Below are 23,642 nucleotides of genomic sequence, written 5' to 3' on the forward strand. Positions count from 1 at the left end.
TGAATAGGAGCCGTGCCCATGTCGTTACAACCATTTCGCCACTTCCCTGCTTGGATGCGCCTTGCCGCATTCGTCCTTGCAGCAGGGTTACTCGCACTACTCCGCACTTCCTCCACGGAAGAGGCTCCCGCACCCAGAAAACCGCTTCAGCTGGATATATCGACAGTGGACTGGAGTAAGGAGGAGCTGGAACGAAGTCCCAACGTGATCGTCGTTCTAAGCGAAGCCTTCTGGGATCCGACCTTGATCGAGGGCTTAACCTTCAGCAAGGACCCTATCCCGACCTATCACGCTCTGAAAGAGAAATATACGAGCGGCTGGATGCTGTCCCCGCAATTCGGAGGCGGCACGGCCAATGTAGAGCTGGAGGTGCTGACAGGCAACTCGATGCGTTTTTTGCCTGAAGGCTCCATCGCTTATGAGGAGTTTATTAAAAGGGACGTCGATTCCCTGGCAACGATTATGGCCAGACAAGGCTATACGGCTACCGCTATCAGCCCTTTTTACAATTGGTATTTTGACAGCCGCAACGTGTACAGGCATCTCGGATTCTCCCGCTTCATCAGCTTTGAATATTTCAACCCTAACGAATATGTCGGGCCTTATATCGGCGACCATGCCGTAGCCAAACGAATTATTGAGGAAAGCGAGCGAAGTGAAGGACCGGACTTTATCTTTGCCAATACAATGGAAAATCATTATCATTACTGGTCCAACAAGTTCAAACGTAATACGATTGAAATCAAGGACACCAGAGGAACAATGTCAGGTGAAGCATTGAGCATTTTGGAAACGTATGCACAAGGGGCCAGCGGTGCCGATAACATGCTTCATGAGCTCGTGGATCATTACAGCAAAGTAAAGGAGCCTACGATTATCGTCTTTTTCGGCGATCATCTGCCCTTCCTCGAAGACAACTATTTCGTTTATCGAGAGAGCGGTTACATCGAAGGCGAGAACGACCCGAACTTTCTGGAGAAAATGTACAGCGTCCCCGTGGTCGTCTGGAACAATTATAAACCGGATGCCAAAGATACGCTGCATTTCAGCCCTTCGTTCCTAAGTCCTTATGTGCTGCAGCAGGCCAAGCTGCAAGGAAGCGGATATACCGAGTATTTATCCCGGTTATCGAAGCAAATCCCTATTATTCCGCCGAAGGCCTATTATAAGGAAATGAATATCAACGAAGAGGATTTGGCCGAATACAAGGCCAGGCAGGATCAAATCCTGTTTGGCGATCTCGGAGAGGAACAGTCCGGTGCACCCGCTTCCACCTACATTGTTGGGTACGGCGACCCTGTTATTACTTCGGTGACACCGGACAAAATAACACTGGGCGACGGCATTGTCAACGACCTGAAGAAATCTGCGACCGTTACCGTCAAGGGGGGACGCTTCGGAATCGCTTCTACTATTTATGCTAACGGTACCGCGCTTCCTACCACATGGATTTCCGAAGAAGTCATCACAGCCGCCATTCCTAAAGAGCTCGTGGAGAACTCATCGGCTGTCGAGCTGCAAGTGAGGGTCGTCGATGAGAAAGAAACCGTGTTAGGTCAATCACAACCTTATCCCCTTCCCATCGTTAGTAAAAAGCCCTGAGCGACACTTCCAGTCTCTCGGGGCTTCCCTATGTATGGCTTACTGGGCACCAAAGAATACAGATGAGGGACTCGGCTTGCCGCCCTCTTTCCGCTTCATCTCATCAATGGCTTGCAACTCCGCCTCAGCATGAAATCTTTGGCCCCGAAGTCAGTTCATGTCATTGGGGCTGCATGGCTTTCAGCTTCCGGTATGCTGCCGGCGTCATGCCTTTCGTTTCCCTAAATATCCGCGAAAATGTATTGTAGGAGCCGTACCCGGTTTCGAGCGCAATGTCGGATACGTTCATTTCAGTAGAGACCAGCAGGGCGCACGCCTGTCTAATCCGGACCTCATGTACGAAGGCGAGGAAATTTTGCCCAACAGCTTTTTTAAACAGCTCGCTCAAATACGGCACACTAAATCCGAAACTATCCGCAATGCCCGATAAGGTCAGATCATCCTGATAATGGGTATGGATATAATGCAGCACCTGCCAAATGCTCCCCTTAGGCTGTACCTTATCCTTCTCGCACAGGGTACCGCCCACCGCTCCCGGCGATTCGGCGCTTCTTCGAAACCGGTCAAAGCGGACCAACACTTCCGTAAGCTTGGCTTTGAGAAGCGCATGCTTCCACAAATTCTCCCCCATATACTCCCTGCGCATTTCTTCCAAGGCCGACACAAAATAAGCATGCTCGGATTCCTCGATTTGGGCAAAAGGCGGCAGCGACTCCTCCGCTTGGAGCCAGTCGATCCCCGGAATCTGTTCCCCTTGCGCATACAGATGCAGCCCGAAATTACAGTTATATAAAATAAGCGGCTGACTCGGCTCGGAGATGATCTCGTGATACTGGTAAGGCATAACGAGAGTGAAGGTCCCCGGCATCATCCGATGCTCCACGCCGTTAATAATCTCCGACCCATACCCCTCAATGACGTATGAAAATTCCATAAAATCATGCCGATGCGATTCGAAGCCGTTTTCCAGCCTATGAATCTTTATATGGAAAGGAAAGGACGAATCCATATTCGGATAATGGGTTACATACCGCGGAATGACAGCCATATCCAAATTCACCCCTGCTGAAATATTGGGATATCTCCCGTAAAAATTGGGACGCTTTTTATTGCGTTCCATCTTACTATAAGAAAGAAATCGTTTTCTGACAACATGCGGTTTGTCCAAAAATTGATGCACTTCTTCGAAACCGTTTTTCTTCGAAAATTATTAGGAGGGTCTCCATTGAAATCACAACCTATTCGCATTGGCATCCTGGGAGCCGGCAACATAGGCCGGGTCCATATTCAAACGTTTCAACAGCTCCCGCAGGATGCAATCGTTACTGCGGTCACCGATTCCTACTACCCGCTGGCACAGCAGAGGGCTGCGGAATACAGCATCCCCCGCTGCTGCGAAACCGCGGAGGAGCTGCTGTCCGACCCCGATATCGATGCTGTTGTCATAGGAGTCCCCAACAAATGGCATGCTCCGCTGGCAATTCAGGCTCTTAAAGCAGGCAAGCATGTGCTGTTGGAGAAGCCCATGGCTATCGACGTCCCTTCGGCCCGCGACATCGTCAATGCCCAGCGCGAGAGCGGCAAGGTGCTCATGATCCCGCATCAGATGCGCTGGGAATGGCTGCCTCTGCAGCTAAAGCAGCAGGCTGATAAAGGCGCCTTCGGACGAATCTATCACGCCAAGGCAGGGTGGCTTCGCCGCAAAGGCATACCGGGCTGGGGAACATGGTTTACCCGGAGCGAGGAATCCGGAGGCGGTCCGCTGATCGATATCGGAGTTCATATGCTGGATCTGGCCTTTTTCTTGATGGGCAATCCGAAGCCTGTTTCCGTCTACGGATCCACTTATGCGGAATTCGGGCCGAAAAAGCGCGGTATCGGGACTTGGGGAACTCCCGACTGGAGCGGCAGGTTCGATGTAGAGGACCTGGCGGCCGCACTAATCAAGATGGAGGACGGCAGCACCCTGTCCTTGGAGGTCAGCTGGGCTGTTCATATGGACACGGACAGCCAGCATTTTATTCACCTGATGGGCTCCGAAGGCGGCGCTTCCATTCGCGGCAACCAAGGGAAGCTCTTGACCGAGTCGTTTGACCGCGCCGTGGAAGTCAGTCTAACCCCTCCTTCGAACGATGAAGGCGGACGGATTCGCTTAAGCCGGCATTTTATCGAATGCATCCGTGAGGGTAAGCAGCCTGATACTTCGGTCATGACTGGGTTTACCAACAACCTGATTCTCGATGCCATCTATGAATCCTCCAGAACCGGTCACGAGGTTGTTTTGGATTGGACGCTATAGCAATCATTCTTAGAGGAGGCTGCACTATGTTGAAAGGCTTGACACGAGCTGGGATTGGCGACGTAGGCTCGATTGAGGAATTTGTTCATGAGGCGGCGGCATACGGCTTCGAAGCCATAGCCGCCGACGGAGCGGAATTGGAAAGATGGATACAAGAGAAAGGATTGGGCGGCGTTCGGGCCATTCTCAAAGAGGCCAAAATTCAGATAGCAACGATCGGGCTGCCCGTTCAATGGAGAACAACAGAGCAAGAATTTATGTCAGGACTGCCCTCGCTCGTCCGGTATGCGGAAGCAGCTTCTGCTCTGGGATGCACCGCCTGCTGCACTTACATCCTTCCATCGACGGATCATGCCTCCGCTCCTTTCATGGCAGCAGCGACACGGCGTTTAAGAGTTTGTGCACAGATGCTAGCCCCCTACGGCATTCGTCTCGGATTGGAATTTGTCGGTCCCCACCATCTAAGAACTCGCTGGAAAAACCCTTTTATTTGGGGTCTGCAGGATACCTTGGATTGGATCGAGACGATAGGAGAACGCAATGTCGGCTTGCTGTTCGACAGCTATCACTGGTACACGAACGAGCTTGATGCGGACGCTATCCTTCAGCTGGATGCTTCGAACATTGTGCTCGTTCACATCAATGACGCGCCGAACCTTCCCGTCTCGGAGGTTCTGGACAACGACAGGCTGTTTCCCGGCGAAGGAGTCATCGATCTATCCGGGTTTTTACGGGCTCTGCATCGGATCGGATACCGCGGAGTCATCGCCCAGGAAATTTTGACTCCGGAGCCCTTGAAGCAATCCAGTGAGCAGCTCCTGCAGAGATCACAGGAAGCATTTCGTCAAGTATACCGTGCGGCAGGACTTGAATAGACCCAAACAGCCCCACCAGGTGGAGGCGCTGAGATTCCGGCGCAACCAGCCAGTGGGGCTGTTTTTCTAAGCTTAAATGGCTCCTACAGCTTGCAGCCATGCCTTGGCAATCAGAGCGTGACCTGCGGGTGATGGATGTACGCCATCCGGCGCCCAATAAGCAGAATCGGCCCGTGTCGACGCTTGTGCGAATAAGCCGTCTAGCGGCACCAGCCGTGCTCCAAATTCGCGTGCCAGCTCACGGACAACCTGGATCTTGGGGTCCAGGTCCTCTCTCCACTGCTTGCGGTCTTCCGGCACCGGCAGTACAAAAGGCTCAACCAGCACCAGCCTTGCACCTAGCTTGGCGGTCTGTTCCAGCAAGCTTCTATAGCCAGACTCATATTGCTCCGCTGAGGTGGGGTCGTTGCGGTCATAGCGTCTCCAGGTATCATTAATTCCTATGTAAATAGAAACGACATCGGGCTTCAAATCAAGACAATCCGCCAGCCAACGGGCCTGAAGGTCTTTGACCCTGTTGCCGCTTATTCCCCGGTTCACGAACCTTACCTGCTGCTCGGGATATAACGAGCCGTATTGAGCAGCCGCCATTAGAGCATAGCCTTTACCCAGATCATTTCCGTCATCTCTTACCCGCTTGGCATCGGTAATGCTATCGCCTTGAAATAATACCGTATCCCCCTGCTGAATCCATGGTGACATCTCCTAATCCTCCTAACTTAAGATAAGAATGTATTGATTCCATATGGAACTCGTCCTGCTGCTTGTCTTTCATTCGCCACGATGATGGGAAATCCAGGTAAATGTACGGTAAGACGATGACCATTCTTCATCGACGGCGGAGACATTTCCACTTAACGTGCCGTCTGCTTGAGCTCGCGCCTCCAGCGTTCTCCATCGATATGCCCCTGTTTCATAGGCGAAGCTGACTCCATCATCATCGAAAAGCTGAAACCTCCCGGGGGCATCGCCATAATGATGCAGCTCCAGATCGACGGATTCTCCTGCTGCCGGGGCATGCTGCATGACGGGCATCATTGGAAGGATCGCGCCGTTCTTTACAAAGACCGGAATTCGGTCCAAGCCTGTGCTAACCCGGATGGTACGGCCGCCTTCCCATCGCTCCCCGGTTTCAAAATCGTACCATACGCCGGCAGGCAAATAGACGTCCCGCTCGCTCTCCCCCTCAAATAACGGGGCGACAAGCAGGGAATCCCCCACCATAAATTGATCATCCACATCCGTATCGATGACTCCGCCGTACGCAAAGTCAGTGGAATCCAGCACATGCTCTCCGCCCGCCAAGCTAGAATCAGTACCGCTTTCCAGCTGCATGGCTCGAATCGGTGGAATCCCTTCGAAGCAGTACCGGGCAAACGCAGAATACAAGTACGGCATGAGCCTCATCCGCAATGTGATATATTTTTTTACAATCGCTTCGACTTCAGGAAATGACCATGGCTTCGTTCCATCCGCCCAGGCATTTACCATAGCGAGCGGCGAGAAGCATACGACCTGCATTCGTCGTACCCAGTCCTCAGCATTGCGCGCTTTACGAACCTCCGGAGTCCACAGCAGACCGCTAAAGCTGGAGCTGCACATCCCCCTTACGAATTGACGATGATCGTACAAATCCGAGTATAGAACATACGGCAGCGAGGATGCCGCTGCAGATGAGGCTCGGGCAAGCCCGTAGGTACGGCGGTTTTTGCTGCGGTACACGTCATCGGTCATCTTCTGGATCATCAAACCGTACAGTTGTCGCACCTGCTCGCCGTCCGCTCCGGAAGGAAATGTGGCATGGGCCGGATAAATCCACGAATTGCGAGTCAGTTCGCTTCCGTCGCATTCGTCGAGCTTGTAGCCGGATACGCCGATATCTACATGCTCCGTCTCGTGCTGCTTCATATAAATTTCTCTGGCTGACTCGAGCGTGTAATCGGGCACGAGACCATGCCATACAGTGTGTGAACCGGACAAAGGCTTCAATGGTTCATAGATGGATGCATCTGGAGATACATAGGGATGCTCCCACAAGTTAATCTGAAATCCCTCTTCTGCCATTCGCCTAACAAAGCCCTCAGGATCGGGGAATCTTTCCCGATTCCATTCATAGGTGACGGGATAGCTTTTGCTGTGCCAGCCGGGCTCCAAGCCGATAACGTCGCAGGGGAATTCCCTTTCCCGGAACGACATCGCTTCTGCCACGACCTGCTCATCTGTATAGGCTTTCGGCACCCGGTGCCAGAACCCGAGTCCCCATTTCGGCGGAAGGACTCCTCCCCCATGGAACAGATTGTACCGTCTCACCGCGTCCAGCGGCGTCGGGCCGCCGAAAATAAAGAGCTCGGCTCCCGGTTCTTGAATGACTATCTCCACGGTGTCCGACACCGGAGTGGCCTTCCAGGATTTGTCCGCATTGCGGTCCTTGGCTTCCCCGCTTAAGCCGCTGTCCAGGCGGACGGCCGAGCCGCAGTAGATCGATACGATCCGCGATGTGTTCACCATAACGCCGTAACCTTTGCTTGAGACGTAGAAAGGTACTGGAGCATGGGTTTCTCCCGTGTCCTGTTTCGGATCGCTGTTTACTCTAAGATACCGGGTCCGTCCACGATGATTAAGCTTCAGCAGCTGCAAGCCGAGGCCATACAGCTTTTCCTCCGGCTCGAGAGGCAGTGTAATGATCGTTTGCCTGGCTGTAGCTTCAATACGGATTTTGTCCGCATCCAAGGGGAAAACGGCTTCCTTCATGGCCGTCAATGCTTCGGTCTTCGGCGTTCTATTCATTACGGACATGGCGGATAATGAGCAAGGCTCCCCTTCTTTCGCAGACCAAATGCCGGGTGCAGTTTGTTTCCATTTACTATGCATCATAAGTACATCTCCTCATCCTAAATACTATTTCTATGTGTGCCATTATAGCTGATGATACATGAAAGCGATTTCTGTATGATTGATGAAGCCCGGCTGCATGACTTTCTCCCTGATCCGGTTCCTTTATTTTATTCCTAGCATTTGCCGATACTCGGAAGGGGAGGTTCCCGTTATCTTCTTGAATATTTTGGTAAAATGAGGATGGTTTTGATAACCTATCTCCATCCCTATGTCTGCGATCTTATAATGCGGCAGCTCGAGCAGTCTTTTGGCTAATTCGATTCGTTTTTTCATCCGATACTGGACGAACGTTTCATTCGTCTTTTTTTTAAAGAAATAGCTGAAATAGGTGGGAGCAAGACCGACCTTTTCCGCCACTGCTTCCAAGCTGATTTCTTCGGCTATATGCTCATCTATGTAGGCTTTGGCCTCTTCAAAAACGCTTTTCTGATTGCCGCCCCGCCACCGGACCAGCTGGTCGCTTAATTGAGTCAGCTCGGATTCAAATAGCTCGAGCACAGCCTTATGGCTTAACCTCGTTGTAAAAGGGGACCGGATAACGAACGGAAGCAGCTCTCGCCTGTTTAATTTTTTTATTAAAGAATGTAACGCGTTCTCTGCTGTTTGCTGCAGCTGCTCTGTCGTCAGCCTTCCTGCCAGGTCATCCCCCCTCCATCGTCTGAGCAGCCGGTCCAATCGATCGAAATCAGCGGTCCATACGGCAGCCTCAGCTTGCTCAAGCCAATCTTCATATGCGGATATCGATAGGGAGGCGCTCTTCTCTTCATGAAGGAAACGATCAAGCACAGGGTAAAGCTCCGCTTTCGTAACCGGCTTTAACATATATTCCTTCACCCCGAAGGTCATGCATTTCTGCGCATACGTAAAGTCGCCATAGCCGGAAATAACGACCATTCGAACTTGCGAATTCATTTGTGAGATGTTTCTGCACAGCTCCAAACCGTCCATCTTGGGCATTCGAATATCCGTAAATACCAAATCCGGGTACTGCTTGCGAATCAGCTCCATCGCCTCGATCCCGTTTGGAACTGCGTGTACTTGAATCGATTGGCTGTACTGCTTGATCAGCTTCATTAATCCGGCGCGGATCACAGGCTCGTCGTCGACGATAAGGATATGCTTCATCCACTCATCCCTTCCATCGGCTTCCAAGATGCTTCATGACATCGTTGGCTGCTTGATAAGGCTTGTCAAAGACTACGAAACCATTGCAAACGTTAAACAAACAATAAGAGCGCTTACATTACATGCAAAATTTGGTGCCTGACCATTATTTTACTACAATATGAAACATTAGGACACCCCCTATTCACCATTATCAAAAAAGCCGACCCGTGAATATTTCCGGATCGACTTATGAACTGTCCCGAAGCTAGTAGCCCCTTCCAATCTGTTATATTCAGCTTTACCCGATAACTGCCTTTACCGCCGCGAGTCCAATACCGATCAGAAAACCGCAAATGGCACCGTTGACCCGTATCCACTGCAGATCTTTTCCGACCTTGTCCTCCATCAGCTGAATCAGCGTCTCATCGTCAAACCGATCTATATTTTCTTTAATGAGTGCGCCTATCCTGTGATGGTTTCCTTCAATCCAACGGGCGATCTGCTCGCGAAGCCCAAGCTCCAGCCGGTTGAGAAGCTCCGTATCGGATTCGATCCGTTGGATAAGCTTCGATGCGAACGGAATCACATAAACCTCGGCGAACGACTCCTCACGAACCCACTCCAGCGCTCGATGCTGAAGCTTTTGCAGCAGCTCCAGCAGCTTCTGCCCCAGATTCCATTGGGCGACAAGCTGATCCTTCAAATTCACCATTTCTGCAGCCATCTGATCCCGGTGAACCGGATTGTCCAGCCAATAGCGCAGGGCATGGATGACCGCTTTGCGGTTGGCGTTGTCCTTCATGCGCAAGCCTTCAATGCCGGTCAGGATAAATTGTTGAATCAAGCCTCCCAGCTTTTCTTCATTAAAATACCCGACAAATGCATTCAATGCGAACTGCATGAACCCGTTGGTCTTGAGATGCGTCAGTGCCTGCACCGCCATCATTCCCATCCTGTCGCGAATCTCCTCTTTCATAACGAGCTGTTCGGACAAATCGAGGACGAAGTCAAACACTTTTTCATCATATTGCCTGTCATAGACTTGCTCTAATAATGCATCAAGTAAAGCCCTCATATCTAGAGCTTCCAGCAGCTTGTGAATTTCTTTTTCTCCATAGGCCGCTATAGTTTCCAATGGAAGCTGTGTTATCAAATATTCGCTGATAGCAGCGATGCCGGATCTCGCCCCCGGAGATGCCAGCTGCTCCTCTGCTCCCCGAAGCAGACGAACGACCAATGGAACTTGAGACAGCTTGTCCATAATGCTTTGCTTGCTCAGTAGATCGTCCTGGATCGTAGTGATGAAGGCCTTGGCCACTTTATCCCGATTTTTGGGCAGCAGCGCCGTATGCGGAATAGGAATGCCTAACGGATGACGAAAAAGCGCAGTCACCGCGAACCAATCCGCCAGCCCGCCTACCAGACCTGCCTCAAACCCGCTTTGGGCAAAACGAACCCAGGAACTGGTCCCGTCCAAAAATAATGTGCCTACGAAGCCAGCAGCCATGACCCCGAGCGATAATGTTGCCGTATGCTTGGAATTTCCACTCACTTGAATTTCTCCCTCTTGTGTGCAGCCGGTCTATACCGGCGTATGTTCTGTTTCCTCTATTATAGAACATGTTAAGGAAAAAAAATCAATGCCGTATCAATTATTTCCTTTTCCGACAGGAAAAAATGGCTTTTTTGCTTGCTTACCTTCACGCTGCCTGGGACGGCTCATTTTTCAAGCCATACCGTTTATTCAAATTATGCCCGTACATGGCGGCCAACAGCTGCTGAAAGAGCATCCCCGCGATAACCGGAAGTACGACCGGCGGAGGGAAAAAGTTAATTGCCAATACAGCTCCCGCGCTCAGATTGCGCATTCCCGAATTGAAGGTCAGGGCTACGGTCACGTCCTGATCCCATTTCATGCCCCGGGAGACGAGCCATCCGGCCAAATAGCCTATAGTGGCACAGACGAAAGCTACTGCAATGATCACAATCAGCTTGGCGTTCATCTCCTTTAAGTGAGGAGCCACGACCGAGCTGTTAATAGCTACGACGATGAACAGCCCGATTTTTGTAAAAGGAGCGAGCCGCGGACCCCAGACCTTCTTGATCTGTCCTTTGGTCAGATGATTCAGTATCATCCCGACAACAGAAGGGACCACAACCATCCACAGCAGACCGTTCATCATAGCCATAACGTCCAAATGGACCTTGGCTCCGACGATCAGCGATAAGCTGAGCGGAACGATAAACGGGGAAAGCAGCGTATCCAGCAGGATCAACGCCAAGGTTAATGCAATATTGCCGCCGTATATGGTTACCCATACCAGGCTTACCACTCCTGTCGGAATGACAAACAATAGCACAAATCCGGTCTGAGTCAAATCATCCCCTGGAAACGCCAGGGACCCTGCGGCCCACCCCAGCAGCGGCATAGCGATATGCAGAATCAAGAACGTTGCAATAATGGGCAGCGGGTGCTTCATGACTTTGCCCAAATCACGGAAATTGGAGCCAATGCTCCCCGCAAAGGTCATCACAGCGAAGATCCACGATACAAGAAAACTCAATGAGTGCAGCCAAGCCGAGCACAGCAAGCCTACTACCACAGCTGTTGGTGTAAGAAGCGGCATGACCTTTTCCAAAGCCTTGTTCAATTTGTTTAGCATACCCAGACCTCTTTTGTCGTCAACTTTTTGTGTATTAACGTTCATCCTTCAACAATACTCCAATTAACTCATTCTATTCTAGCACAGATTTGCTGCCCGTTGGCTTGTTTTTTACAAAAGTAGGCTAATGATTATGCTTCATTCGAGCGATGTTCTGAAGCGCTTTCCAATGCTCAAGCCTTCAGGCTTGTAAACCGGAAAAAATACTGCTCCATTTTTCGCTTTTAAATTGACGCCGCTTCCATAACAATAAGATTAGACTTGCCTCCCGATCTCCATCCCTTAGCCTTCAAAAGGAAGTGAATTCTCCATGCTTCTCCATAGCGTTATCTTGTTCAGCCTGACCTTTGTGCTAGTGGCCGTGTTGTGCCCTGTTTTGATTATGGGTCTGCGTACGTTCCGCTTGACCCAGCCGATCCGCTCCCAGCTCCCATCCAACCATCAGGCCAAACGGGGAACACCGCTTATGGCAGGCATCATCCTTATCATTGGCACCGTCGTGCTTCTTCTGCTGAATCCCGGGCCTATCGCCTACTTTCTCACTATTGTGTTCCTGCTGTTCAGTGTCATCGGCTGTATTGACGACATGAACAAGGCTGTCCTTCAGAATCCGGAGGGGATTCGCGGAACGACCAAGCTGGCTCTGCAATTTGCTGCGACGGCTGCCATGCTTTATTATTACTTTCACCTCGCCCCCCTGGACTCGAGTATAAAACTCCCGGGTGGTACGGTGCTGGATATTCATCCTATGCTGTACATAGCGGCTGCGCTGTTATTTATTATCGGCACGGCCAACGCGGTGAATTTCACCGACGGTCTGGATGGACTTCTTATTATCACGTCCATTCCTACCTACCTGTTCTTTTTCGCAATATCCGGCTCCTGGGAAGTTCAGCTGTTCTGTCTCGCTATGATTGCGGCGCTGCTCGGTCTCCTGATGTATAATATGTTCCCTGCCAAGGCTTTCATGGGCGATACCGGGTCGCTTGCTATTGGCGGGTCGCTGGCGTTTTTGTCAGTAATGGAAAAGGTAGAAGTGCTCATTCCCCTTCTCTTCTTCATCTATTTCGCCGAGCAGCTGTCGGTCATTTTACAGGTCATGTACTATAAGAAAACCAGGCTTCGGCTGTTCAAAATGACCCCGATCCACTTTCATTACAGCTTAAAATACGGCTGGAGCGAAACCAAGGTCGTCTGGTGCTTCGGCGCTGTATCCGCGCTTTGCGCTTTCGTTAGCTGGATGCTGTGGAGATACGCTATGTAGTGATCTACTGTCCTGCAGGATGAGCCCACTTGAAGTGAGCCTTGTCTTCGATGCCGGTTAAGGTACTGCAATATCAAAAAACTCCTGATACCCTAACGTATCAGGAGCTTGCCGTCTTAATATTTTACCAAAGAAATAATATCGATGTTACCCAGCTTGTCACGGCCGTTTAACTCTTCAAGCTCAATCAGGAACGATGCTCCTACAACCTCGCCGCCAAGCTGCTTAACCAGGTTAATGGAGGTTGCGATGGTGCCGCCCGTAGCGAGCAAATCGTCTGCAATGAGCACTTTTTGCCCCGGCTTGATGGCATCATCATGCATAGCGAGCTTGTCTTTGCCGTATTCCAGCGCGTAGTCTGCTTCAATAGTTTTTCCCGGAAGCTTGCCGCTCTTACGAATAGGAACGAATCCGACTCCCAGCTCTACCGCCAACGGAGCACCGATGACAAAGCCTCTTGCTTCCGGACCGGCAATCAAATCAATTTGCTTGCCTCTTAATTGTCTAGCCAGCTCTTGAATCACTTCTCTATATACCGGGCCATTGTTCAACAGCGTCGTAATGTCCTTAAAGCTGATCCCCGGCTGCGGAAAATCCTCGATGACTCGAATATACTCTTTGAAATTCATATAATTTCCTCCAATGATGGTTTCGTTTGATTGTGAAGCTGATGCAGCCACTCCAGAAGCTGTTGTGCCGTAGAGTATAGAAGAGCTTGCTCCACATCCAGGCTTTGCTGCCTCTGCTGATACAATTTGGATGTGGTCAAATCTTTTTTAGCCGGATTCGGCACAGGCACATAGCCTTCTGCTGAGCGTCTGATGAAGCCTAATTCAATAAATACGTCCAGTATGAACAGGATAACCTCCTTCGAATATCCTGAACGCCTGGTTAAAGCTTCCACAAAATAGTTCGCCTTTTGTATGGGCTCCCCTTGCTTTTGAACCGCCGCATACACGGTTTTGAACATATCCCTGCCTGGCAGCGTTCCTTGCTGCTGCAAAGAACCCGAGAACACGGCATACCAGCGCTCTACATGCGCCGCCGATGTGATCGCCCTCTCCAACGTTCGGAGCGAATCCGGCAAATCATACAGAATCATATCCGTGATGCCTGACTTCTTTTGCTGGCGGGCAAGCTCGTTGTACGGCACAAAAGGCTCCGATCCCGACATATCGACTCCCCATATCGGGTAAAGCTTGGAGTACTTCATTCTCAGCTGTTTATCCTCGGTGGCAAATGTCAATATCGAAGGGAGCTTTCTGTCTTCTTGAGCAGAATTCAATTCAGCCAATCGATCGGTCAAGTCCATCAGCTTGCTTTCCAGCCGAGCAACACCACGCCAATCGAACAGCTGTATGTATGGGATACGTACATCCTGAATCATTAATTGCGGCTTGCGCACGCCGTTCCATTCATTGATCGAGAGCTCCCCAAGTACATCCATGGACGCCGTAGGGGATATCCACGGAAGGACTGATGCTTTATTAAAGCCTACGGCATCCAATGCTGCCGAAGCTTCCTCTGTACCTTTCATTAAGGTCATCTTGATGTGCTGCTGGTCTTTTCCGATCGTCCGCATCTCCTGGCAGCCGACGTTCGTAAATACGAATTTGGGCATCGGATTACCCATGCCGAATGGGCCTAGCTGCTCAAGCTGCTGTATCGTCTCTACTCCTACATCATCAAGTGAGCCTTCTATGTCCGCATGGATAAGCGGAATAAAGTCCTCGGGACCTAACCATTCCTCCGCCAAGACGTTGAGTCTGCGTTCCAGCTCGGGTAAATGATCCTTAGAAAGGGTCATCCCCGCGGCAGCCTGGTGCCCGCCAAAGTGCTCCATCAGATCGTGACAGTGCGTCAATGCCTGATACAAATCAAATCCGGCTATAGATCGGGCCGAGCCTTTCGCCATCCCCGTCTCTTTATCTATACCAAGTATGATGGTGGGACGATAAAATTTATCCATCAGCTTGGAAGCAACGATTCCAATCACACCGACATTCCATTGTTCATGGGCCAATACAATCACTTTTTTCAGGCCGTCTGCTTTCTGCTCTTCAACCATGCTCATGGCATGCTTCGTCATTTCATCGACGATCCGCTGCCGCTCTTTATTCAATGCATCCAGCTCGTAAGCGAGCGTCTCCGCTTCCTGCTGATCCTCTGTAATCAGCAGCTTTACCGCATCGTCCGCGTTGTTGAGCCTTCCGCTCGCGTTGATCCGCGGCGCCAGGGCAAACCCGATGTGGGTGGAATTAACATCCTTCATCTGAATCCCCGCTACATCCAGCAGCGCGCGAATCCCCCAGTTGGTCGAGCTCCTCATCCGTTTAATGCCCTGCTTTACTATAACACGATTCTCCCCTAACAGCTGCATTAAATCAGCTACCGTCCCAATGGCGGCATATTCCAGCAATTCTTCCGGCCAACGGCCCAGAAGAGCTTGAGCGAGCTTTAGTGCTACGCCGACCCCGGCGAGATGTTTGAAGGGATAAGGGCAGCCCGGTTTCTTGGGATTAATAATGGCATACGCCTCGGGTAAAAGCTCCGGCGGCTCGTGATGGTCCGTGACAATGACATCGACTCCGAGCTCTGCTGCGTAGGCAATTTCCTCTACCGCGCTAATTCCTGTATCCACCGTTATAATAAGCTTAACCCCTTGCTGATGGGCTGACTCTATTGCCGCTTTATTCAATCCATAGCCTTCCAATACACGGTGAGGAATATAATAATCAAATGAAGCATGAAGCTGCCGCAGCAAATGAACCATTAAGGTAGTACTGCTAACTCCGTCCGCATCGTAGTCTCCATAAACCCGGATGTATTCGCCCCGCTCCAATGCTTGACGAATCCGCAGTACAGCACTCTCCATACCATCTAAAAGGAACGGATCGTGGATGTGATCCGTTCCTCCATTTAAAAAAGCGGCAGCATGTTCTTTATCGGTCATTCCACGGCCTACAAGCAGACGGGCCACCAAAGGGGATATCCCCAGTTCTTTGGCAAGAGCTTCGGCCTGCCTTTCGTCCGTCTCGCTTATGTTCCATCTTGCTCGTGCTTGAAGCATGCTGTCCCTCCTTAAAGCTTTCCGTAAGGAAAGCTATCTTCATAAGCGTTGCTGAGCTTTCCGTAAGGAAAGCTGTATCAACAATAATGATCAATGAACCACGCTGGTAAAATGTTCCTGGTCAAGATCGGCATTTTTATAAGGATATTCCGAATCATAAGGGTTCACCTGAATATGAACCTCGGAAATATGGATAAATCGTTTCATAAGTGTGTACTTCACTTTTTTGGCAATATCATGTCCCTCAAATACGGAAATTCTAGGATTCACACATATTTTCACTTCTACGATCACATAATGACCACGTTCCGTAGCCCGAAGATCATCTACGGCAATAACACCCTTAACGGCCTGTACAGCGCTGATGAGCTCTGCGGCATCTTCTTCAAGCAGCATCCGTTCCGCTACGCTTTCAGTAATGCTCATGACGAGCCGGCTGCCCATTTTGAAGATCATCCCGGCAATGAACAAGCTTGCTATTGGATCTAAATAGTACAAATAAATATTTCCCAGGTAATGACCCCAAATCGCACCGCCTGCGCCGGCAAAAGCGATCAGTGTTGATAATAGATCGGACCTGAGTCCCCTTGCGTGAAACAATGTGTTGGTGGACGAAGCTTCTTTACCCCAACGATGCTTATATTGAAGCACTGCTTCCTTGATTACGATAGATGCCGCGATCGCTATCAATGCAAGGGTTCCGGGAGGTGACTCGACACCATAATATATTGCTTTGACCGACGAGATGGCGAGCTCCAATCCAACCAGCAGCAGCATTACGGAAACAATAACGGCTGCAGCCATTTCCGCTTTACCTTGTCTCTTCCTATATTCCTTCTCCGATAGGCCGTGTCTGGAGCGCCCTTTGGATAGAGCAAGAGAACCAGCGGCCTCGGACGCCGTATGTACCGCATCAGCGAGAAGTGCTTTACTTCCGGATATGTAGCCGAAAACACCCTTCATGACTGCCAAAGTAATTTGACCGACAAAGCTAGGCCATTCGCCGTAATGCGCTTTTTGTAACCGCTCATTAGACATGAAGCCACTCCTCAAGTGAATTGTATAGAAAGGCCGCGGAAATATTCATTTCGCGCGGCCAGCTATTATTCTTTTACTGCGGCAGCCCGCGTTTTAGAACCAAGTGATTTGTTTTTCAACAAGTACCACAATGGAGTAGCAATACAGATGGATGAGTATGCGCCGGACGCCAAGCCTACAATTTTTGCGAGAGCAAACAGCTTGATAGCTTCACTTCCGAAGATGAACAAACATAGAGCGGCGATCAAAACCGTAATAACGGTGTTAATATTCCGTGCCATTGTCTGCCATATACTTGCATTAAGCATATTGGACAGATCCTCGCTTGTCTTGATTTTTGTAAAGCGCTGATTTTCACGTACACGGTCAAAAATAACGATTTTATCGTTAATGGAATAACCGATCGTCGTCAAGATAGCCGCTAGGAACGGCAGGTTAACCTCAAGACGGAAAATAGAGAACACCGCGATAACGATAAATGCATCGTGTAGAATTGCGATAATGGCGGCAACCGCAAACCGCCATTCGAAACGAATGCTGACATAGATACAAATGGCCAAGCTCGCGATACCGACAGCGATCATCGCTTTAAAGCCTAATTCTCTGGCAATGTCAGGTGATACCGTATTGACCTCTTGGGAAACCTTGTCCCCGAAAGTAGACACCATAGTGGAATTGATCTTTTTTATCTCGTCATCGGAAAGAATGGTATCGAAACGAGCGGAAACATGATCATTGTTCGTACCGCTAATGGTGGTTACTGCGGGTTTAATGCCCGTGCTATCAAAGGCTTGGTCAACCTTCTCCTTCGTTACGGCTTGGCCCATATTAATGTCCAGCGAGGTTCCTGCTTTAAAGTCGACGCCGTAGTTCAGATTCATCACGACTAATACAATCAACCCAATCAGCAGGATCGCAATAGAGGTCATAAAAAACTTATTGCGGTTTTTCATGAAGTCAAAGTGATTTTTATAGTCCACGAATGTCCGACTCCTTTACACCGTAATAAGCAGGTTTTTGGAACAGCTTGCTCTTAATAACCATGTGAATATACCAACGGGACAGGAAGACGTTGGTCAAAATACTGAGAATAATACTCATGATCGTCGTCAATGCAAAGCCTCGAATCGCACCGTTACCTACATAATAAAGCACGATGGCGGAGATAAGGTTCGTGATGTTCGCGTCCATGATAGTACGGAACGAATGCTTGGAACCGGATTTCAGAGAGGACAGCAAGCTCTTGCCGCTCCGAATCTCTTCCTTGATCCGTTCATACATAATGATATTAGCATCGACAGCCATCCCGATCCCGAGAACGAAAGCCGCAATACCCGGGAGCGTCAGGGTCGCTTTCATCAAGTAGAAGGCCCCCAGCAGCAGGAACGTATAAGTGATCAACGTAATGGCTGCAATAATACCAGGCAAACGATAGAACACAAGCATGAACACAAGAATCAGGATCGCGCCGATCAAACCGGCTTCAACTGTTTGGTGCAAGGACAGCTGACCTAGAGATGCCCCTACCACCTGGGTATATTTTTCTGTGAGCTTCAATGGAAGAGCGCCCAAGTTGATCGTGTTAGCTAATTCGGTTGCTTGCTCAAACGTGTAATTGCCCGAAATCGTAGCATTGCCGTCGGTAATGACTGCGCTGACGATAGGTGCAGACAACTGATTTTCATCCAAATAAATGGCCAGCGGCTGATTTAACAATTTTTCTGTAACCGCCTTGAACTTATCCGGTTCTTTGACTTTTATACTGATCATCGGGCGGTTCGATTGGTCGAAGCCCACTTTGGCGGCACCTTCCACGAAGTCACTGCCGAGCATTTCCTTCGTACCGTCCGGACCGCGGAAGGTCAGCTCTGCCGGCTTCTTGATAACTTTCCGAACTTCTTCTTCGTTCTTCACATCGGCGAGACGCACACGGATACGGTCTTTACCCTCGGTCGTAATTTCTGGTTCTGCGATTCCGAGGCTATCGGCCCTTTTCATCAGGCTGTTCGCCGTTTGCTTCAATGACTCCATAGTGACCGGTTTTCCAGCCTCTATAGGTTCAGCTACATAAAGTATTTCAAAACCACCCTTTAAGTCTAAGCCGAGCTTAATGTTTTTTACTAGTCCCGGAGTTAGCCATGCAAACAGGCCAAACGAAAGGACTACCACTAGCAAAAAAGCCACGATCCGTTTCATCTAATAACGATCTCCTTCCATACTCAATATGCCTATTATACCTACCTGCGAAAAACGAGTCAATTTGACGATTAATGGCATCTCGAAACCTTATCACAACAAATAACCCTTTCCGGCTATTTGAAAGGGTTGGTTTTATAAATGCTCATTGTCATCCAGTTCATAAACTGCGTCACTTTTAACGATAAAATATCGTTGACCACTTTATGCAGCGGGGGGGTGCCGGTCTTTTTATACTTGTCGCTGACACACTCCCAAATTTCCATCCCGGTAACATGCTCATACCCAATCATCCTGAATTCCTCGGCCTTGCTGTTGCAAATGTCTTCGATTACTTCGTTCAGCTCCAGATCCGACAAGGCTTCCCATTCTTCCTCAGGCTCCGGTTCCGCCATACATTCCAGCGTCTCGCCTTCATCGTCCGGTAACGGCTCTATCGGCGGCTCTCCAGGCTCCGGCATCTCTTCCTTAGGCCCCGCATCAGCAGATCCTTCATTATCACCTGCCGTTGCCTCCAGCTGCTGTGTATTCAGTTCCTCATGTTCCACGACCATCACCCTCCTGCACTACAGCGTCGCTGTTACACTTATTCGCTGTTCCCCGTCCATTTCCTTCCTTTCTTGTCCAAGAAGTTGTACAAAAAATGTCATGCGGTAGGACAGGTCCAGCATATTCATGAAGTATAGCTAATGGTGCATAATGCGAGAATTGATCCCCATCCAAACCAAAGGGAGGAAGAAGGCGTTCAAGTGACCAAACAATCATTTATCAAAGGCACGCTCATTCTGCTTGCCGCAGGCATTATCAATCGCATCCTTGGCTTTATCCCCAGAATTACGCTGCCAAGAGTTATCGGCGCCGAAGGTATCGGCTTATATCAAATGGGCTACCCGTTTCTTATCGTTATTCTTACATTAATTACCGGCGGTATTCCCATCGCCATTGCCAAGCTCGTTGCAGAGGCGGAAGCGGAAGGCGATGAAGGCCGGATTAAAAGAATATTTCGAATTTCATTTCTTTTTACTCTTTCAATCAGCTTGCTGTTTGCTGTTGCCAGTTTTTTTGCCGCCAAATGGATATCGACGCATTTATTAACCGATTCCCGTGTTTATTATACCTTCCTGACGATGACCCCGATCATCTTGATCGTCGGCATCGGTTCCGTCTACCGCGGATATTTCCAGGGCAGACAAAATATGATACCAACAGCACTCTCACAGGTTGTTGAAACAATCGTTCGCATCTTTACCGTATTGGCGTTCGCCTATGTCTTGCTGCCTTACGGAATCGAATATGCGGCGGCAGGCGCTATGGCCGGGGTTCTTGCAGGCGAGATTGCGGCGCTGCTTGTCTTATACCATCAGTTTCGAGCGAATCGGAGTTTGTCCAGGTCTGCTCCAGCAGCTAATATCGGCACATCAGCCATGCTTGGACGATGGTCGAATCTGAAAACGCTCCTCAAGCTCGCCATACCGATTACCGGAAGCAAGCTGGTCGGCTCGTGCTCTTATTTTTTTGAATCCATTATCATGGTTCGCAGCCTGGCTATCGCCGGAGTAGCTACGAAGGTTGCCACTGCGCAATATGGCGCTCTTCAAGGCATGGTAATGCCCATCCTGATGCTGCCCAGCGCCTTGACATATTCCTTGTCGGTATCTTTGGTTCCTTCCTTATCGGAAGCAGCGGCGCAAAACGATATGAAAACGATCCATTCCCGTCTTCATCAGTCACTAAAGCTTGCATTGGTGACAGGTGCCCCGTTCGCCATGATTATGTTCGTGCTTGCCGAGCCGCTGTGCCGCTTTCTGTACGGCCAAGCCCAGGTAGCCTCCATGCTGAAAATGATGGCTCCCGTTGCATTGTTCATCTACTTTCAAGCGCCGCTTCAGGCGACGCTTCAAGCCTTGGAAAAGCCGGGCAGCGCGCTGGTCAATACTCTCATCGGCTCAATTGCGAAGCTAACCTTAATTTATGTGCTGGCAAGCAATCCCAAGTTCGGTATTCTGGGCGCTCTGATGGCCATTAATTTGAACATCGCGCTCGTTACTCTTCTTCATTGGCGAAGTGTGGCCAGGCTCTTGAACTTCCGGATGGATATGACTGATTTTGCCAAAGTCGGCGCAGCAATGGCGCTTTCCGGTTGGGCCAGTCATGTGATTATGTACACAAACTGGCTGGAGCACGAGCTGATTCGGTTTTTGGCCGCTTCTGCTGCAGGTATTCTGATCTATCTCGTCTGCTCGGTATTGTTTAAGCTTATCGATCGCAATGACCTGCTAAGAATCATCTGGCTCGGGCGGAAATTTGTAAAATAAGTTATCGTTTTTTATCGATGAACCATTTGCCCCGATGATCAATTGTACAGAAAAATACATCCTTGAAATCTTGTATCCCCTTCGCCTGGAGCTCACTCTTTAGCCAAAACCTCGTCTTCCCGAGCTTTTCCAGGCTGTCATCCTGCACCTTACCGTCCATAATGAGCGGCAGCGGCAGGCCTTCATACCGGATTTTAAACTCCTGCTTGGCGGCGGGCTGACTGCGCTCAGAATCCTTTTCGACCACAGTCAGCTTACCCGATGGCTCCAGGATGGCAAACTCCACGTCTGCCACATCCACAATCTTATTCTGCCTGAGCTGAAGCAGCAAGTCGTCGAGATTGTAACGGTGACGTTTCATGACTTCCCGGTTCAGTTTGCCGTTTTGAATGACCATCGCCGGCCGCCCTTCAAATACTCGGCGCAGCTTCTCATTTTTCAAAGACACATAGGCAATCAACATTTGAATCAAAACCAATGTGACCATAGGCACGATACCTTCTGCCAAAGGCTTCCCCATATCCTCCAATACAAACACAGCAATTTCTGCGATCATAATGGAAATAACCAAATCAAAAAGCGAAAGCTTACCGATCTCCCGCTTCCCCATAATGCGCAAAGTCAGGAGAACGATAAAATACACGAGTACGGTGCGAAAAAAAAGGGCCAACATCTCCATGGTTTCACTATCCTCCTACAAGCATTGGCTTTAGCAAAGACAGGACGGTTTCCATGGGTATTTTGACCTTAAGGCAATGGAGTCATACGGTAAGGAAAGTAACGAATTGTTGGCAAACTCCTTCTGTAATCCTAAATTTAGAAGTACATCCACATGATATAACCGGTTGATAAGACCAGAAGCAATAGGGTTAGCGGCAATGCGGTTTTCATATAGCCCATGAACGAAATTTCATGCCCCTCCTTCATCGCCAAACCGGCGGCAACCAGATTGGCGTGCGATCCGATTAACGTAGCGCCTCCGCCAATACTCGCACCTATCGCTAACGACCACCAGACCGGATTAAGCTCCCAGTCATTAGCCAGGTGCATATGAGCACCGATATTTTTAATCAATGGCAGCATCGCCGCCACAAGCGGAGCTTGATCAACGCCCGCCGAGATGAATCCTGCAACCCACAGGACGAGAATGGAGACGAACATTTCATTTCCCGAGGTAAGCTCCATGCCCTTGACCGCAATGGCCTCGATGACCCCGGTATTCACGAGCCCGCCTGCAAGTACGAATAATCCGATCAGAAAAAATAACGTCCCCCACTCAACCGTATGAAACACATCCTCCAGCTCTTCTTTCTTTCGGATGGTTAGCAGAATCAGGACAAGGGCCGCCGCTATGGCTATTATAGCAACGGATATGTGCATTTGCTTATGAAAGAGGAAGCCTAGTATGGCCAATCCCCAAACCGCCGTCGTTTTGACGACTAAAGAACGATCTTTAATAGATGCTGCAGCATCCAGCTCCCTCCATTCCTCCGAAGCTGTTTTAATTTTCCGCCACTCCTTCGTATACATTCTATGAAGCACAAATAACGAGACGGCAAAGAGAATTACGGATAAAGGAGCAACGTGAAGTAAAAACCCGTTAAATGTTAGCCCGGTAAGCTTGGACGAGCCTATCATCATATTCGGGAGAGAACCTATTAAGGTTGCGCTTCCGCCAATGTTGCCGCATAGCATTTCCGTCATGATCAAAGGAATCGGACTTACCCCTATTGCCGCAGCAATACGAACCGTAACAGGGACCAGCACTATGAGGACGGTAACAGGATCCAGAACTGCCGAGCCCGCCGCCGCTATAACTGCGAGGAGCACAAGCAGCTTTGACGGATTGCCGTTTCCTTTTTGTACGAATTTTACGGCAAGATATTGAACTATGCCCGTTCTGCCTGTTATTCCCGAGAGAAGCATCATCCCGAAAAGCAGTAAGACCGTTTCCCAAGCAATGTGAGTCTGATAAGCGCTTTTCCAATCAACAAGCCCCAAAATAAGTACCAGAACCGCTCCCCCCCACGCGATATATGCGCGACGGATCAAACCGGTTTGGATTAGCCCATAAGCGATCATGAAAATAAGTGCAGATGCAACCATTTGCCATAATGAAGCCGACTGTATCGTGTTCAACTTTATCCCCGCCTTTCTATATTCGTTCGTACGGTTGGTTCCATTTGGCGGCATCCGGTAATGGATTTAACCGATATTTTACCTAATTTCGCCAAGCTGCGTCCAGAACAACCTGTACTAATTTTATGTACGTGCCCATACAATGATGATAAATGGTTTGGATTGGGGGAAAAGTCGGC

Annotated in this window: 19 protein-coding genes; 5 read left to right on the top strand and 14 right to left on the bottom strand. The window is 49.7% G+C overall.

Annotated elements, in window-relative coordinates; genetic code table 11:
- The first annotated feature begins 18 nt into the window (after positions 1 to 18).
- Positions 19 to 1,602 carry a sulfatase-like hydrolase/transferase gene (locus GGC63_RS13920; protein ID WP_225948181.1) on the top strand — a complete coding sequence of 528 codons (1,584 nt, stop codon included), beginning with the start codon at positions 19 to 21 and terminating at the stop codon, positions 1,600 to 1,602.
- A 160-nt stretch (positions 1,603 to 1,762) separates the two neighbouring features.
- Here GGC63_RS13920 and GGC63_RS13925 read toward each other — a convergent pair whose 3' ends face one another.
- Positions 1,763 to 2,650 (bottom strand): AraC family transcriptional regulator, encoded by an 888-nt coding sequence (locus GGC63_RS13925; RefSeq protein ID WP_192702831.1) that lies wholly within the window; start codon positions 2,648 to 2,650, stop codon positions 1,763 to 1,765.
- A 177-nt stretch (positions 2,651 to 2,827) separates the two neighbouring features.
- On the opposite strand from GGC63_RS13925, the gene GGC63_RS13930 reads away from it, so the two are divergent.
- Both GGC63_RS13930 and GGC63_RS13935 read left to right on the top strand, forming a co-directional pair.
- A complete protein-coding gene (locus GGC63_RS13930; RefSeq protein WP_225948182.1) occupies positions 2,828 to 3,901 on the top strand; it encodes a Gfo/Idh/MocA family protein in 1,074 nt (357 codons plus the stop codon).
- Between the two features lie 26 nt (positions 3,902 to 3,927).
- Positions 3,928 to 4,776: a sugar phosphate isomerase/epimerase family protein gene (locus GGC63_RS13935; RefSeq protein WP_192702832.1), complete on the top strand. Its 849-nt coding sequence runs from the start codon at positions 3,928 to 3,930 to the stop codon at positions 4,774 to 4,776.
- Between the two features lie 72 nt (positions 4,777 to 4,848).
- Here GGC63_RS13935 and GGC63_RS13940 read toward each other — a convergent pair whose 3' ends face one another.
- The 5 genes from GGC63_RS13940 to GGC63_RS13960 form a co-directional block, all read right to left on the bottom strand.
- Entirely contained in the window at positions 4,849 to 5,478 is a 630-nt protein-coding gene (locus tag GGC63_RS13940) for an SGNH/GDSL hydrolase family protein (RefSeq protein ID WP_192702833.1), read from the bottom strand.
- Between the two features lie 69 nt (positions 5,479 to 5,547).
- Complete coding sequence (locus tag GGC63_RS13945) at positions 5,548 to 7,650, bottom strand: TIM-barrel domain-containing protein (protein ID WP_192702834.1); 2,103 nt, start codon at positions 7,648 to 7,650, stop codon at positions 5,548 to 5,550.
- A 123-nt stretch (positions 7,651 to 7,773) separates the two neighbouring features.
- Positions 7,774 to 8,796: a response regulator gene (locus tag GGC63_RS13950; RefSeq protein ID WP_192702835.1), complete on the bottom strand. Its 1,023-nt coding sequence runs from the start codon at positions 8,794 to 8,796 to the stop codon at positions 7,774 to 7,776.
- 280 nt (positions 8,797 to 9,076) lie between these two features.
- Positions 9,077 to 10,330, bottom strand: a complete 1,254-nt coding sequence (locus GGC63_RS13955) for a DUF445 domain-containing protein (RefSeq protein WP_192702836.1) — start codon at positions 10,328 to 10,330, stop codon at positions 9,077 to 9,079.
- 148 nt (positions 10,331 to 10,478) lie between these two features.
- Complete coding sequence (locus GGC63_RS13960; protein ID WP_192702837.1) at positions 10,479 to 11,441, bottom strand: bile acid:sodium symporter family protein; 963 nt, start codon at positions 11,439 to 11,441, stop codon at positions 10,479 to 10,481.
- Positions 11,442 to 11,751: 310 nt separating this feature from the next.
- Here GGC63_RS13960 and mraY point away from each other — a divergent pair, with 310 nt between their 5' ends.
- Positions 11,752 to 12,705 (top strand): phospho-N-acetylmuramoyl-pentapeptide-transferase, encoded by a 954-nt coding sequence (mraY, locus tag GGC63_RS13965; protein ID WP_192702838.1) that lies wholly within the window; start codon positions 11,752 to 11,754, stop codon positions 12,703 to 12,705.
- Between the two features lie 116 nt (positions 12,706 to 12,821).
- Here mraY and GGC63_RS13970 read toward each other — a convergent pair whose 3' ends face one another.
- From GGC63_RS13970 to GGC63_RS35115, 6 genes are all read right to left on the bottom strand, one after another.
- Positions 12,822 to 13,334: an adenine phosphoribosyltransferase gene (locus tag GGC63_RS13970; RefSeq protein ID WP_192702839.1), complete on the bottom strand. Its 513-nt coding sequence runs from the start codon at positions 13,332 to 13,334 to the stop codon at positions 12,822 to 12,824.
- On the bottom strand, positions 13,331 to 15,775 hold the full coding sequence (recJ, locus tag GGC63_RS13975; protein WP_192702840.1) for a single-stranded-DNA-specific exonuclease RecJ: 2,445 nt from the start codon (positions 15,773 to 15,775) through the stop codon (positions 13,331 to 13,333). The genes GGC63_RS13970 and recJ overlap by 4 nt, the downstream gene beginning before the upstream one ends.
- Positions 15,776 to 15,865: 90 nt before the next feature.
- Entirely contained in the window at positions 15,866 to 16,813 is a 948-nt protein-coding gene (locus GGC63_RS13980) for a cation diffusion facilitator family transporter (protein ID WP_192702841.1), read from the bottom strand.
- Positions 16,814 to 16,878: 65 nt separating this feature from the next.
- Positions 16,879 to 17,793: a protein translocase subunit SecF gene (gene secF / locus GGC63_RS13985; RefSeq protein WP_079910060.1), complete on the bottom strand. Its 915-nt coding sequence runs from the start codon at positions 17,791 to 17,793 to the stop codon at positions 16,879 to 16,881.
- Positions 17,783 to 19,009, bottom strand: a complete 1,227-nt coding sequence (gene secD, locus GGC63_RS13990) for a protein translocase subunit SecD (protein ID WP_192702842.1) — start codon at positions 19,007 to 19,009, stop codon at positions 17,783 to 17,785. The genes secF and secD overlap by 11 nt, the downstream gene beginning before the upstream one ends.
- 116 nt (positions 19,010 to 19,125) lie before the next feature.
- On the bottom strand, positions 19,126 to 19,557 hold the full coding sequence (locus GGC63_RS35115; protein WP_318781050.1) for a post-transcriptional regulator: 432 nt from the start codon (positions 19,555 to 19,557) through the stop codon (positions 19,126 to 19,128).
- 201 nt (positions 19,558 to 19,758) lie between these two features.
- On the opposite strand from GGC63_RS35115, the gene spoVB reads away from it, so the two are divergent.
- Complete coding sequence (spoVB, locus tag GGC63_RS14000; RefSeq protein WP_192702843.1) at positions 19,759 to 21,324, top strand: stage V sporulation protein B; 1,566 nt, start codon at positions 19,759 to 19,761, stop codon at positions 21,322 to 21,324.
- Between the two features lies 1 nt (position 21,325).
- On the opposite strand, the gene GGC63_RS14005 is transcribed toward spoVB, so the two are convergent.
- Both GGC63_RS14005 and GGC63_RS14010 read right to left on the bottom strand, forming a co-directional pair.
- The gene (locus tag GGC63_RS14005) at positions 21,326 to 22,003 is read right to left on the bottom strand and encodes a DUF421 domain-containing protein (protein WP_079910058.1); all 678 of its coding nucleotides are present in this window, start codon (positions 22,001 to 22,003) and stop codon (positions 21,326 to 21,328) included.
- Between the two features lie 137 nt (positions 22,004 to 22,140).
- Positions 22,141 to 23,463: an ArsB/NhaD family transporter gene (locus tag GGC63_RS14010; protein ID WP_192702844.1), complete on the bottom strand. Its 1,323-nt coding sequence runs from the start codon at positions 23,461 to 23,463 to the stop codon at positions 22,141 to 22,143.
- Positions 23,464 to 23,642: the final 179 nt, after the last annotated feature.

It is taken from the genome of Paenibacillus sp. OAS669 (assembly GCF_014873645.1).
GTDB classification, from domain to species: Bacteria; Bacillota; Bacilli; order Paenibacillales; family NBRC-103111; genus Paenibacillus_S; species Paenibacillus_S vulneris.